This window comes from Azotobacter tropicalis (assembly GCF_059739045.1).
This window is the reverse complement of sequence record NZ_AP046059.1, coordinates 3,669,696-3,682,251: the sequence shown is the minus strand read 5'-3', so window position 1 is coordinate 3,682,251 and position 12,556 is coordinate 3,669,696. Positions and strand designations below refer to the sequence as shown.

Here is a 12,556-nt window from a genome sequence, read left to right as displayed (position 1 = left end):
CCTACGCCTCGGCGGCCGAAGCTGACCCCAAGGTGCTTTCCGCCAGACCGTAACAGGGTAGGAATGCCCGACGCTCGAAGCCGGCCGGAACGAACTGCTCGGCGAAACGCTCGAGCACTTCCGCGCGAATCGGCTCCGCTCCACTACCGGCAATCCGCCAGCTGGACAGGTCGAAACGGGCAGCCTCGCCCTCGCGGACGCGACGGGCACAAATGTCATAGCCGAAAGGAGGGGCGAACGAGATGGTGCCGCGGTTCTGGCTGATCAGGTTGAGCCATTGCCTGGGGCGCATCGCGAAATCCTGGGTGCGCAGGTAGTCCACCGACAATTGCGAGGCCATCGGCCCCAGTACGAAGCCGACCAGCCCCATGTCGTGATAGAACGGCAGCCAGGAGACACAGCGGTCATCCGGGCGGACGCCCAGCCCATCGCGCGTGATGCCCTGCAGATTGGCCATGGCCGCCCGCTGCGTCACGACCACGCCCCTGGGGAAACGGGTACTGCCAGAGGTATATTGGAGGTAAGCCACCTCATCGGGGCGAGTGGGCTCCAGATCCACGGACGGCACTGCCTGGGACTTCATTTCCTCGGCCGAACCGATGAAGAGCAACGGGGAAGACCCGGCCGCCTCCTGCGCGAAGGGAAGCCACGCGGAAGGCGCCAGGACGGCCGCCGGCTCGCAACTCTTCAGCAGGGCGCCGAGCTTCTCGACATAGGAGGCATGGCTGCCCAGGCCGGACGGGATGGGCAGCGGCACCGGGATGAACCCGGCATATTGGCAGCCATAGAAGGCCTCCATGAATCCCGGTTCGCTGTCGGCGATCAGGGCAACCCGGTCACCTCTCCGCACGCCAAGCCCGTGAAGACGCCCAGCCATGGCCAACGCCTCCTGCCTCAAGGAGGCATAGGGGACGACCGCCGTCAGGCGGGAATGACCATCGTAGAAATTCAAGCCGGTCTGCCCCAGTGCTGCGTAATCGAGGGCTTCTGCAAGAGTCGAGAAATCTGCCAGGCGCTGCGGCACTGTATTTTGAGTGGGAGTCGCACACATAGGGGATTGAGCCATCATTCCTGTCCTGGTTTTCAGCCTTCAGCGCCGCAAATTTCACCTGCAGCGGGCCGAGCAACGAGGCCGGCAGCATCTTGAATTACAAAAAACCAAGGGGCGTGGTTGACCACGATCGGGTCAGAGTAGTTCATTTTACTCGTCAAGTAGCCTAAAACAAGGGATGATGAGGGAGAGATTGGTGCCGATTGGCGTTAAGCTGTGCGCACCCTGCAAGCCGAGCTCGACCAGCCTTGCTCGCTTGACTTGCATAAACATCTCATAAATACCCCTCGAAGAACAGCGAGAAAGCCATGTGCCTTCCGGCATCACTGCGCCATATCCCTTGTCGGCACGATCTCTCGAAGCAGCGAAGCAAAACCTTTCAATATATGAGTGAACAGCCAGAACTGGCCGCTCAGGTCGGGGAGCCCCGGACGTGAGCCAGCTTCCCGCCACAGGAAATAGACCACTCACGATCAGGCCGGTACTGAACAAAACCGATCTCGACACCTTCATTCGCCTGCCGGGGCAACTCCACCGGAACGATCCCTATTGGATAGAACCTCTCCACTTCGAGCGGCGCGAACATCTGTCGACGAAGAATCCCGTCTTCGCCCATCTCGAATGGCAGGCCTGGATCGCCTGGTCAGGCACCACCCCCATAGGACGCATCAGCGCACAGGTGGACAAGTTGCATCGCCAACGTCATGGCCAGGATACGGGACACTTCGGCATGCTGGCTGCAGTCGACGATCCAGCCGTCTTCGAGGCCTTGATGGCAACCGCCGAGCAGTGGCTGATCGAGCAAGGCGCACACCGGATAACCGGCCCGTTCGATTTGAACATCAACGAGGAAAGCGGTCTGCTAGTCGAGGGCTTCGAGCAGCCGCCCGTGGTCATGATGGGTCACGGCCTGCCCTACTATGGTGCCCGGGTCGAAGCCCTGGGCTACCGACCGGCGGCGGACCTGCTGGCCTACTGGATGCGCACGGACGAGCTGCACTTCCCTCCCCCACTGGACAGCCTGATGGAGCGCTGGCGCAGCCGCGTGCACATCCGACCGCTGGATCGCCGTCGCTTCAAGGAAGAAATTCAGGTACTGCGCGACATCTTCAACGACGCCTGGGCCGACAACTGGGGCTTCGTCCCCTTCACCGAGGCAGAGTTCGAGGCGCTGGGAAACAACCTCAAACTGCTGGTGCCGGAAGACCTGCTGTACATCGCCGAGGTCGACGGCGAGCCCAGCGCCTTCATCGTCGCGCTCCCCAACCTCAACGAAGCGATCGCCCCCCTGCACGGGCACCTGCTGCCCTTCGGCTGGCTCCGCCTGCTGTGGAGCTTGAAGGTCCGAGGCCTGCGCACCGCGCGCGTCCCGCTGATGGGGGTGCGAAAAACGCATCAGCAAAGCCGTCTGGGATCCGCACTGGCGCTGTACCTGATCGAGGCACTCAAACCACCCTTCGTCAGACGCGGGCTCGAAGCGCTGGAAATGTCTTGGATTCTGGAAAACAACCGCGGCATGCGGAACATCCTCGAACGTATCGGGGCATATGCCTACAAAAGGTACCGGGTTTATGAAAAGCAAATCTGAAACAGGGCGCTGCGCCGCCTTGGTGCTGGCGGCCGACCGGCATGCAGGCGACGCCGTGGCAACCGTCGCCGGTGTCGCCTGCAAGGCCCTGGCGCCGGTCGGCGGCGTGCCGATGGTCCACCGCGTGATTCAGAGCCTGCGCACGAGCCAGCTGATCGACCGGATCACCCTGGTCGGCCCGGAGCGGGCGCTACTGCGCCCGGATAGCGAACTCGAGCAACTACTAGCCAACGAAACGCTGGGCTGGCGGGAGAACGCCAACTCGCCCAGTGCCAGCGCCGCACGCGCCTTGGAAGGCGAGGACCTCCGGCAACCGGTACTGCTGACCACCGCCGATCATGCCCTGCTGAGCCCGGCCATCGTCGACCACTTTCTCGAACGAGCGCTTTCGAGCGATTGCGACTTCGTCGTCGGCGTTGCCCGCCTGGACACCGTGCAGGCACGCTACCCCGACACCCGGCGCACCGCCATCCGACTACAGGGAGGCCCGTACTGCGGCTGCAACCTGTTCGCCTTCACCACGGAGCGTGGCCGTCGGCTGGCATCGTTCTGGCGCAAAATCGAAGAGGAACGCAAGCGCCCCTGGCGGGTGATCGCCGGCGCCCTGGGTCCGACCGCCACCCTGCGCTACCTGCTTGGCCGACTGACCCTGGAGCAGGCGCTGGCGCGCTTGTCGCGCCAGCTCGACATGAAGATAGGAGCCGTCGTCCTGCCTTTTGCCGAAGCAGCCATCGACGTCGACTCCAAGGCGGATCTCGCTCTGGTCGAAAAGATCCTGGCCCAGCGAGCGGCGGAAAAAGCCGCTCAGCCCTGAACCACGGCCCGCGGCGTCTCCCAGTGGCGAGCCTTGGCTCTGACGGACTCCAGATCCGCCGGAAAGTCCAGCTCGCCCCAGCTCAACCCCTCGATCGACTGCACGAACACCTGGCCGGTGTTCTGCGCCAGTTGGTCGATGATACTGAGGTACCAGCGCTGCAGGGCCTCGGGCTTGCGCATGTTCTCCTCGAGAGTCTGACGGAACAGCGCCGCGCCCTGCGACTGGAAATACATCATGCCGATGGACTCGCCATCGATGTGGGCCAGCGGCAGCGTCTTGCCGACCCGGGTCAACCGCGAACCCTCCAGGCAGACCTTCATGTCGTCGCTGTCGTAGCTGGCCTTCTTGTCGACGGCGAGGGTGATGGGCTGCGGCTGCGCCTCCAGCAGCCGCTCCAGGACCGCCAGCTCGAACAGCGTGTCACCGTTCAACAGCAGGAATTCGCTCTGCATGGCCTGCCGGGCCATCCAGCAACTCGCCAGATTGTCCGCCACTTCGAAAAAGGGGTTGAACAGCGTCGAGATGGCACCCGCCCCATAACGATTGTCCAGCACGCGCTCGACCTGATCCGCGCCGTAGCCCACGACCACGGTGATATGCCGTATGCCAGCAGTCAGCAGGGCATCGATCTGCCACTCGATGACGGTTCGTCCGTTGATATCGAGCAGGCACTTGGGGCTGCTTTCGGTGAAGGGAAGAAGGCGACGCCCTTGGCCTGCACTCAGGATGATTGCCTGACGGGGCTTGCTCCGCTCGCAAAGATTCATGCCATCTCCGGCTGTTATTTAAAAACTCGATTAATTCTGCTTGGAAAACAGGACGGCGCTCCCCAAAATAGGCCTCGATTTTCGGGATAGCCCAGCCAAGTCTGAGAGCATGATAACGGTTGACTTTTATCGGAACCAGAGAAGGTTCGGGAATTCATGCTGCTGATCGAGCGCTACGTCATTTCTGAAGCACGTCGGCCGCTGCTGGTCATGCTGGGGATTCTCATCTTCATCTTCGCCGCCTACTCCGCGGAGCGCTATCTGGCGGAAGCCGCCAATGGCACCCTGGCCCTCGACGTGGTCTTCGATATCGTTGTCTACAAGGTTCTGATAGCCCTGGAAGTGCTTGTTCCGGTGGCCTTGTACGTATCGGTGGTCCTGAGCCTGGGACGCCTGTATCACGACTCGGAAATAACCGCCGTCGCCGCCTCGGGCATGAGTCCGCTGCGGATCTACAAGGCCGTGGCCATCCTGGCGACCCCCATCGCCATCGCCGTGACCGTATTGTCTCTGTACGGACGCCCGTGGGCGTACGCCAATACCTACCAGCTCGAGCAGCAGTCCAAGACGGACCTGGACGTCAACCACCTGCTGGCCGAGCGCTTCAATGTCAATGCGGAAAACGGCCGCATGATCCTGGCTGAACGCATCGACCACCAGAACAGGCGGCTGCATAACGTTCTGATCTTCGATGGCGGACAGCAGAGAACCCGCCTGTATCGTTCCCAGGAGGCCTGGATTGCCGACCCCAATCACGAAGACCCAATCGTGGAGATGACGCACGGTGCCGCCTATTCGCTGCAGCACGACGGCATCCTGGACAAGCGGATGCTGTTCAAGCGGATGACCATCCACCTTACGCCCCTGGAAACCTCGGCGGACTTTCGCCGGAAAGCGGCCTCCTGGCAGCAACTCGAAGCCGCCACGGCGCTGCCCGACAAGGCGGAGCTGCAATGGCGCGAATCCCGCGGGATCAGCACCTTCATCATGGCCCTGCTGGCCATTCCGCTCAGCAGGACCGCCCCCAGGCGGGGCCGATTCGCCACGCTGCTGCCGGTCACGGCTGTCTATGCCGTGATCTTCTATGCCAGCGACATCTGCAAGAGCATGGTGGGGAACGGATCGCTGCCCTTGCAGCCCGGACTCTGGCTGGTCCCCCTGCTTATGGGGATCGCCCTGATCGGCCTGGTCATCCGCGAGCGAGTCTTCGTCCGGGTGCCGGCCCGATGAAGATTCTCGACCGGTACATTCTCCGCAATGTCTTCCTCGGCTTCATCGCCGCGGCAGCCTTGCTGCTGCCGCTGTTCAGCACGCTGGATCTGGTCGGCGAACTCGATGACATCGGCGAGGACGGCTATCGCCTGACACAGGCGCTGCAGATCGTGCTGATGACCATGCCGCGCCGCGCCGTGGAGCTGGGCCCCTTCATCGCCCTGCTCGGCGGCATCGCGGCCCTCGGTCAGCTCTCCCTGAGCCAGGAGCTCAGCGTCCTGCGGACAGCGGGAATATCCGCCACGCGAATAGGCCTCACCACCCTGCTGGCCGGATCGCTGCTGGCCGGGGGACTGGCCGCAACCGACGAGTTCCTGGCTTCGCCCCTGCAGCAGAAGGCCGTGCAGCTGCGGGCGCACGCCAAGCCGGACAACGACAAGGACAGCAGCATCTGGGCACGCAAGGAAGGACAGGTCGTCCGCATCGGCAGCCTGCGGACCGGACGCGTACCCAGCCAGCTGGAGATCTTCCGCTTCGACGAGCGGAACCAATTGCAGGAATACATCAGGGCCGACCATGCCGAGATCCAGTCCGGCGGCACCTGGCTGCTCCACAACGTCCAGCTGAAGCGCTGGAGCGACGAGGAGGAAAGCGTCCAGCAACTCGAGCAGATGCCCTGGCAAGCCATTCTGCCCGACTCCCGCCTCGACGAGATTGCCTTCCCGCCGGAGAGCCTCTCGGCACAGCAACTGCGCGGCTACGTGCACTTCCTGCAGAGTACCGGCCAGCCGTCGATCCAGTTCGAAATCGCCTTGTGGCAAAAAGCGGGCATTCCGCTCCTGACCCTGGCGATGATCCTGTTCGCGGTTCCCTTCACGTTCAGTCCGGTGCGCTCGACGGGACTCGGCAGCAAGCTGGCGCTCGGCGCGATCATGGGGCTGCTGGTCTACATCAGCAACGAAATCCTGATCAATCTGGGCCTGCTGTTCAAGCTGAACGCCATGCTGGTCGGGTAGTTCCTGCGCTCGTCCTGCTCGGGATGGCCCTGGCCGCGGTACACTGGTTCGATCGGAGCAGGCCTTGACGGCATAGCCCAAAGGCTCCCGAAAACGCCAAGCATGCTTTTACAGTGCAACCTCGACACTCTCTTGCCTTCACGGGCCCAGGCATTACAACCATGACGATACACGTCCATCTGGTGGGCAGTTGCCCCGTACACCTATGGGGACTGACCTCCCGGGAAAGGCTTCGGCGGACCCTCGGAAAGTTCCCCAAGGCCCATCTGTCCGGACCGGACGAGCCCTTGCCGCAGACCGGAAGCGTGCTGCTTCTGCGGGAAGACTACCTGTACGACGAGCGGGTTCTGCGCGGCCTCCTCGACACCGAGGGCGTGGCCCTGCAGGACCCGCGCGACGGGACCGTCATCGCCGCCCACCTCCCGGCCGACGAGCTGGCCGGCGATCCCCGGCTCGACGCCCCGGCGATCGGGAAACTGTCCCCGGTACGCCCGGATACGGTGGCATCCGGTCTGCAGAAACAACTGCGCAAATTCGATCCGCCGTGGGTGACCCGCATAGTGGAGGCCGAGCGCGTACACCTCGAGAAATCCCTGTTCAACGGCGCTTACAAGGGCGTCACGGACTTCATCACGCGCAGCGTCTGGCCGGTGCCGGCGCGCTGGGTCACGGCCTGGTGCGTGCGGATGGGGCTGAGCCCCAACCATGTCACCGCGGCGAGCTATGTGCTGGCGATCCTCGCCGGCTACTGGTTCTGGCAGGGACAGTACGGCCTGGGCCTGATCGCCGGCTGGATCATGACCTTCCTCGACACGGTGGACGGCAAGCTGGCGCGCGTCACGGTCACCTCGACCCGCTTCGGCAACATCTTCGACCATGCGCTGGACCTGGTGCATCCGCCGATCTGGTATGCCGCCTGGGGGATGGGGCTGGGGGCGGCCTGGGGCTTCGACATTCCTCTGGCCACGGTGATCTGGGTCATCTTCATCGGCTACGTCGCCGGCCGCCTGTGCGAAGGCGCCTTCAAGTTCGCCGCGCCCTTTTCCCTGTTCCTCTGGCGCCCCTTCGACTCCATCAATCGCCTGGTGACCGCCCGCCGCAATCCCAACCTGCTGATCCTGAGCCTGGCCTGGATGGCCGGCGCCAACGACCTCGGCCTGCTGCTGGTCGCGCTCTGGACGGTGCTCTCCACGCTGGTCCTGGGCGTACGGGTAGTGTGGGCCGTGATCCTGCGCCGGCGCGGTGCGGACCTGCAACCCTGGCTGAGCCAGATCGACCTGCGGGCCGAGGGCCATCGCCCGATCGTCCGGCTGTTCGCCCCCGCTCCGGTCTGAGCGATGCCTGAAGCCCGGGCGACGCCCGCGCGGGTCGGCATCCTGTTCAATCCCGGCAGCGGACGCATCCGGCAGCGCCTGACGGCGCTGCGCCGGATCCTCGCCACGGTGCCCGACGCCCTGCTGCAGGAGGTTTCCGGCCCCGCGGAAATCGCGCAGGCGCTGCGGCACTGGCAGGCCGGACCGCAGGATCTCGTGGTGGTCATGGGCGGGGACGGCACCTTGCAGGCCACGCTGACCGCGCTCCTGCAGGAGCAGGCCGGTGACAGCCTGCCCGAAGTGCTGGTCGTGCCGGGGGAACGACCAACATGACGGCCAGCGACCTGGGCGCACGCCTGAAACCCGAGGCCGCCCTGCGCGCCCTGTGCGCCTGGCTACAGGGCGCCGGACCGGCACCGAAGACGGTGGAGCGCGCGGTGCTGCGGGTCGATGGTGGGACGAGCCTGAAACCCCAGTACGGCATGTTTTTCGGGGCCGGTGCCATCCTCGACGGCGTGCGCTATTTCCACCGGCGCATCCGACCGACCGGCGTGCGCGGTGCACTGGGGCCGGCACTGGCCTTCGGCCGCCTGCTGCTCTCGCTGCTGAGCAACCGGTCGCACCCGCTGCTGCCGGCGATGCCGGCCCGGCTGAGCACGGCAGATGCCGACTGGCAGAACGACTGGCTGCTGGTGCTGGCCTCGACCCTGGACCGACTGCTGGTCGGCTGCCGCCCCTACTGGGGCAAGGAACAGGCTCCCGTGCACTTCACCGCCGTCAGGCATCGTCCGCGCCGTCTGTTCCGGGTACTGCCCGCCCTGCTGTGCGGACGCGGCGCGACCGTCGCCTGCGAGCACGACGGCTACCTCAGCCGTAACCTCGACACGCTGAGCCTGAACGGCCCCCGGGACTTCCTGCTCGACGGCGAACTGTTCCTAGCCGGGGAACCCCTTCGCCTGTCCAGCACGCCCCCGCTGCGTTTCCTGACCTTTTGAGGCCAGCCGATGCCGACCCATGACGTTCAGCCGCTGCCTGCACCGCCGTCCGCCCTGCTCGCCGAAGTCGCCGCCCAGTGCGCCTTGCCGGTCGCCGCGGAGCTCCAGACCCTCTGCGACGAAGTGCGCGCCCGCTTCGGCGATGCCCTGGTGGCACTGCTGTTCTACGGTTCCTGCCTGCGCAGCGGCGATCCGAGCGAAGGGCTGGTCGATCTCTACGCGATCGTCGACGACTATTCCCATGCGCACGCCAGCCGCCTGCTGAGCCTGGCGAACGCCTGGCTGCCGCCCAATGTGTTCCTGCTGCGGACCCATACGGCGGATGGCCGGCTCCTGCAGGCGAAGTGCGCCGTGCTGTCCCTGCATGACCTCGAGCAGGGAACCGCCTGCTGGTTCCAGAGCTATCTGTGGGGACGCTTCGCCCAGCCGTCGCGGCTGGTCCATAGCCAGGACGCCCAGGTCGAGCGCCGGATACAGGAGGCGCTGGCCCGGGCCGTCATCCGGCTCATGAACGAGACCCTGCCCTGCCAGCCGCAGAGTTTCGACAGCGAAGCCCTCTGGCAGCACGCCCTGGCGCTGAGCTACGGCAGCGAGCTGCGTCCGGAGGCCGCCGATCGCCCGAGCCAGCTGGTCCGTCACGACCTGGCGCATTATCGGCGCCTGACGCAGGCTGCCGCCCCGGCGCTGACCGGCATGGAGCCCGTTGCCGGAGAAACCGACCGCTATCGCAACCGCCTGCCAGCGGCCGCCTGCCGGCAGAACCAGCGGCGCTGGAAATTGCGGCGTCTGCAGGGACGGCTGCTGAACCTGGCCCGCCTGATAAAGGCGTCCTTCACCTTCGAACAAGGCGTCGACTACGTCGTCTGGAAACTGCAGCGGCATCTGGGCGAGCCCATCGAGGTCACCCCGCGCCTGCGCCGGTATCCTCTGATCTTCGGCTGGCCGCTGCTCTGGCGACTATTGAAGGAACGACGCCTGCGCTAGTCGCCAGCCCCATACTTGTTCCAACACTTCACATATTGCCGGCTTGGCTTATTCATCCTGTTAGGGAGGTATCACGTGGGACAGACCAACGAAGAGATCGCCGTGGAACCCAAACGCAAACGAAAGCATCGTCCCAGCGTCGCCATCGGCTTCTGGATCATCAAGCGCCTGGAGAATGTGATCCGGCGCTACTCGCTACTGGGCAATCCGCCGTTCTTCGATACCCGGCAGTTCCCCTGGGTCCCCACGCTGGAGGCCAACTGGGAAGTCGTTCGCCAGGAACTCGAGCAGGTCCTCCAGCACCGGGAACTCCTGCCGAACTTCCAGGACATTTCCAAGGACCAGCGCAGCCTCACCCAGGACGACCGCTGGAAGACCTTCTTCCTGTACGGCTACGGCTACAAGATGGAAGGCAACTGCAAGCGCTGCCCGGAAACGGCGAAGCTGGTCGAATCGATCCCGGGCATGTTCACCGCCTTCTTCTCGATCCTCGAACCCGGCAAGACCATTCGCGAGCACCGCGGCCCCTATAACGGCCTGCTGCGGGCGCACCTGGGCCTGATCGTGCCGGAGCCCCGGGAAAACTGCCGGATCCGGGTGGACGACCAGATCCGCCATTGGGAGCCCGGCAAGTGCATGGTCTTCGACGATACCTACCGGCATCAGGTCTGGAACGAGACCGACGGCACCCGCGTGGTGCTGTTCCTGGACATACAGAGACCGCTGGCCTGGCCGGGGAAACTGCTCAACAAGGTGGTCCTCCAGCTCATCCGCCTGTCGCCCTTCATCCAGGATGCACGACGCAACCATCGCGCTTGGGAACAGGGGTTCGAGCGCTAGAAACCTTCCCCCGTGATCGCCCCCATGCCGCGCAGGGGGCGCATCATCGCCGGGTTGCTCAATCGTCCAGCAGCTTGTGCGCCTTGCTCCAGGCAGCCAGGTTGTTGCGCGCCTCCTGCACGAACGGACTGCGGCGTACCGCGCCGAGGAACAGGTCGCCCAGCAGGCGCCCGGGCAGACGCAGCGGACGCTTGAACTGGATCAGCAGCACCGCACGGGTCTGGTCCGTGTCGTTCCACACCTCGTGGGGATAGGTGTCGTCGAAGACCATGCATTTGCCGGCCTCCCAGTGGAGGATCTGGTCGTCCACCTGAATCCGGCAGTTTTCCCGGGGCTCCGGTACGACCATCGCCAGGTGGCAGGTAATGATCCGCTTGGTGACCCCGGTATGCCGCGGAATGTGCGCGCCCGGGCCCAGGATCGAAAAGAAGGCACTGTTCAGGCCGGGCACGACCGACAGGGCCTGGGCGGTCTGCGGGCACAGCCGGCAGCCCTCCTCGATCCGGTAGCCGTAGCCGTAGAGAAAGAACGAGTGCCAATTGTGATCCTTGGCGATGCGCCGGTGATCCGGGGAAATGTCGCGCAGGGCGGGGATCGGGGTTTTCTGCTGCAGCAGTTGATCGAACTCGGCACGAATCGCCGGCCAATGGGCCTCCAGCTCCGCCGTCCAGGGGAACAGCTGCTTGTCGAAGGCCGGCGGATCCTCCACCAGGGAATTCTTGGCCAGGAAGCGGTTGAACAGTGGTCGCAGCTTCTTGCCGACCCTGTACAGCGCGCCGCGCTTGACCTTGTCCTTCGTTACACGAGCTGAAGCCATATCATTCATCCTGCAGATGTCCTTGGTTGACGGTTGGAGAAGCCGGGGGGATTCGATGGGGGCAGCATCATGCGGCAAGACCATGCACTCTGTCATGGTTTCCATCGAACCTTTCCAGCCCGGCGCCCATTGCCGCCGGAGCGTCTCACGGCTGCAATTGCAAAGGCGCAGCATGGGCGAAGTGTTCGGCCCGCTGTTGCGCCGACTCCGGCCTGCAAATATCGTACGCGGCCCGGCGGCGACTTTCGGAGCGGGGCCGGCCTCCTCGCAAAGCGCAACCGGCGTATTTCATTCGGACTCAGGCAACGACCGGCAACATGACAAGAATCCTGCACATCTCCGATACCCATTTCGGCACCGAGCAGCAACCGGTCGTGGAGGCTCTCGAAGCGCATGTGCGCGAACAGGGCGCCGACCTGCTGGTGCTGTCGGGAGACATCACCCAGCGAGCCCGACGCCAGCAGTTCGCCGCGGCACAGGCCTTCGTCCGGCGCCTGGAAGGCTACGGCATCCCGCAGACCCTGGTGATTCCCGGCAACCACGACTTGCCGCTGCACAACCTGCTGGCGCGCTTCCTGTCTCCCTACGGCAATTATCGCCGGCACTTCGGCAAGGAGCTTGAGCCGACCTTCGAGAACGACGAGCTGCTGGTCATCGGTCTGAACACCACCCACCCGCGGCGCCGCAAGGACGGCCGGGTGACGGCCGAGCAGGTGCGCGCGGTCTGCGAGCGACTGCGCCGGTGCGCCGCGGAGAAAGTACGCATCGTGGTGGCCCATCAGCCGTTCGGCTCGATAGTCCCCTCGGACCTGAACAACCTGCAATATGGCGCGCAGGAAGCGCTGACGCGCTGGGCCGAGGCGGGGCTGGACATCGTGATGGGCGGACATATCCACCTGCCCTATGTGCTGCCGCTCAGCGGCCAGTACCCCGAGCTGGCGCGGGAAATCTGGGTGGTGCAAGCAGGCACCGCGCTATCCTGGCGGATACGCGGCTGCGCGCCGAACTCGTTCAACCGGCTGTACCTGGGCAAAGGGCAGGACAAGCAGGTGCAGGCCGAGCGCTGGGACTACCAGGCCGCGAGCGGCCGCTTCGTGCTCGGCGCGCACTTCTATCTGCACTGGCCGACCCACTGAGCCGGCCTGCCGATAGCACA

At 64.7% G+C, this 12,556-nt stretch carries 13 protein-coding genes; 10 read left to right on the top strand and 3 right to left on the bottom strand.

Going from position 1 to position 12,556, the window contains the following annotated elements; genetic code table 11:
• Position 1: 1 nt before the first annotated feature.
• A complete protein-coding gene (locus Atro_RS17440) occupies positions 2-1,024 on the bottom strand; it encodes an AMP-binding protein (protein WP_497924291.1) in 1,023 nt (340 codons plus the stop codon).
• Between the two features lie 460 nt (positions 1,025-1,484).
• Here Atro_RS17440 and Atro_RS17435 point away from each other — a divergent pair, with 460 nt between their 5' ends.
• Together Atro_RS17435 and Atro_RS17430 are read left to right on the top strand one after the other, a co-directional pair.
• Positions 1,485-2,639: a GNAT family N-acetyltransferase gene (locus Atro_RS17435; protein ID WP_497924290.1), complete on the top strand. Its 1,155-nt coding sequence runs from the start codon at positions 1,485-1,487 to the stop codon at positions 2,637-2,639.
• Positions 2,623-3,453, top strand: a complete 831-nt coding sequence (locus tag Atro_RS17430; RefSeq protein WP_497924288.1) for a nucleotidyltransferase family protein — start codon at positions 2,623-2,625, stop codon at positions 3,451-3,453. The genes Atro_RS17435 and Atro_RS17430 overlap by 17 nt, the downstream gene beginning before the upstream one ends.
• On the opposite strand, the gene Atro_RS17425 is transcribed toward Atro_RS17430, so the two are convergent.
• Complete coding sequence (locus Atro_RS17425) at positions 3,444-4,223, bottom strand: phosphocholine cytidylyltransferase family protein (RefSeq protein WP_497924286.1); 780 nt, start codon at positions 4,221-4,223, stop codon at positions 3,444-3,446. The two genes, Atro_RS17430 and Atro_RS17425, sit on opposite strands and share 10 nt — an antisense overlap.
• A 156-nt stretch (positions 4,224-4,379) precedes the next feature.
• Between Atro_RS17425 and lptF the strand changes: the two genes are divergently transcribed.
• The 7 genes from lptF (at position 4,380) to Atro_RS17390 (ending at position 10,583) form a co-directional block, all read left to right on the top strand.
• Positions 4,380-5,453, top strand: coding sequence for an LPS export ABC transporter permease LptF (gene lptF, locus Atro_RS17420; protein WP_497924284.1), 1,074 nt, complete (start codon positions 4,380-4,382; stop codon positions 5,451-5,453).
• Complete coding sequence (gene lptG / locus Atro_RS17415; protein ID WP_497924282.1) at positions 5,450-6,451, top strand: LPS export ABC transporter permease LptG; 1,002 nt, start codon at positions 5,450-5,452, stop codon at positions 6,449-6,451. The genes lptF and lptG overlap by 4 nt, the downstream gene beginning before the upstream one ends.
• 287 nt (positions 6,452-6,738) lie before the next feature.
• A complete protein-coding gene (locus Atro_RS17410) occupies positions 6,739-7,785 on the top strand; it encodes a CDP-alcohol phosphatidyltransferase family protein (RefSeq protein ID WP_497924280.1) in 1,047 nt (348 codons plus the stop codon).
• Positions 7,786-7,788: 3 nt separating this feature from the next.
• Positions 7,789-8,097: a diacylglycerol kinase family protein gene (locus Atro_RS17405; RefSeq protein WP_497924278.1), complete on the top strand. Its 309-nt coding sequence runs from the start codon at positions 7,789-7,791 to the stop codon at positions 8,095-8,097.
• On the top strand, positions 8,094-8,759 hold the full coding sequence (locus Atro_RS17400; protein WP_497924276.1) for a hypothetical protein: 666 nt from the start codon (positions 8,094-8,096) through the stop codon (positions 8,757-8,759). Before Atro_RS17405 ends, Atro_RS17400 begins: the two co-directional genes overlap by 4 nt.
• A 9-nt stretch (positions 8,760-8,768) precedes the next feature.
• On the top strand, positions 8,769-9,743 hold the full coding sequence (locus tag Atro_RS17395) for a hypothetical protein (RefSeq protein ID WP_497924274.1): 975 nt from the start codon (positions 8,769-8,771) through the stop codon (positions 9,741-9,743).
• A gap of 75 nt (positions 9,744-9,818) precedes the next feature.
• Positions 9,819-10,583 carry an aspartyl/asparaginyl beta-hydroxylase domain-containing protein gene (locus Atro_RS17390; protein WP_497924273.1) on the top strand — a complete coding sequence of 255 codons (765 nt, stop codon included), beginning with the start codon at positions 9,819-9,821 and terminating at the stop codon, positions 10,581-10,583.
• 58 nt (positions 10,584-10,641) lie between these two features.
• Here Atro_RS17390 and Atro_RS17385 read toward each other — a convergent pair whose 3' ends face one another.
• Complete coding sequence (locus Atro_RS17385; protein WP_497924272.1) at positions 10,642-11,400, bottom strand: aspartyl/asparaginyl beta-hydroxylase domain-containing protein; 759 nt, start codon at positions 11,398-11,400, stop codon at positions 10,642-10,644.
• Positions 11,401-11,717: 317 nt separating this feature from the next.
• Between Atro_RS17385 and Atro_RS17380 the strand changes: the two genes are divergently transcribed.
• Complete coding sequence (locus Atro_RS17380) at positions 11,718-12,536, top strand: metallophosphoesterase family protein (RefSeq protein WP_497924271.1); 819 nt, start codon at positions 11,718-11,720, stop codon at positions 12,534-12,536.
• The last annotated feature ends 20 nt before the right edge of the window (positions 12,537-12,556 follow it).

Excerpts from the sequence above, each read along its gene's own strand:
- Atro_RS17400 (WP_497924276.1), top strand. The coding sequence starts at position 8,094 with ATGACGGCCAGCGACCTGGGCGCACGCCTGAAACCCGAGGCCGCCCTG.
- Atro_RS17425 (WP_497924286.1), bottom strand. The coding sequence starts at position 4,223 with ATGAATCTTTGCGAGCGGAGCAAGCCCCGTCAGGCAATCATCCTGAGT.
- Atro_RS17395 (WP_497924274.1), top strand. The coding sequence starts at position 8,769 with ATGCCGACCCATGACGTTCAGCCGCTGCCTGCACCGCCGTCCGCCCTG.
- lptF (WP_497924284.1), top strand. The coding sequence starts at position 4,380 with ATGCTGCTGATCGAGCGCTACGTCATTTCTGAAGCACGTCGGCCGCTG.
- Atro_RS17385 (WP_497924272.1), bottom strand. The coding sequence starts at position 11,400 with ATGGCTTCAGCTCGTGTAACGAAGGACAAGGTCAAGCGCGGCGCGCTG.
- Atro_RS17380 (WP_497924271.1), top strand. The coding sequence starts at position 11,718 with ATGACAAGAATCCTGCACATCTCCGATACCCATTTCGGCACCGAGCAG.
- Atro_RS17430 (WP_497924288.1), top strand. The coding sequence starts at position 2,623 with ATGAAAAGCAAATCTGAAACAGGGCGCTGCGCCGCCTTGGTGCTGGCG.
- lptG (WP_497924282.1), top strand. The coding sequence starts at position 5,450 with ATGAAGATTCTCGACCGGTACATTCTCCGCAATGTCTTCCTCGGCTTC.
- Atro_RS17405 (WP_497924278.1), top strand. The coding sequence starts at position 7,789 with ATGCCTGAAGCCCGGGCGACGCCCGCGCGGGTCGGCATCCTGTTCAAT.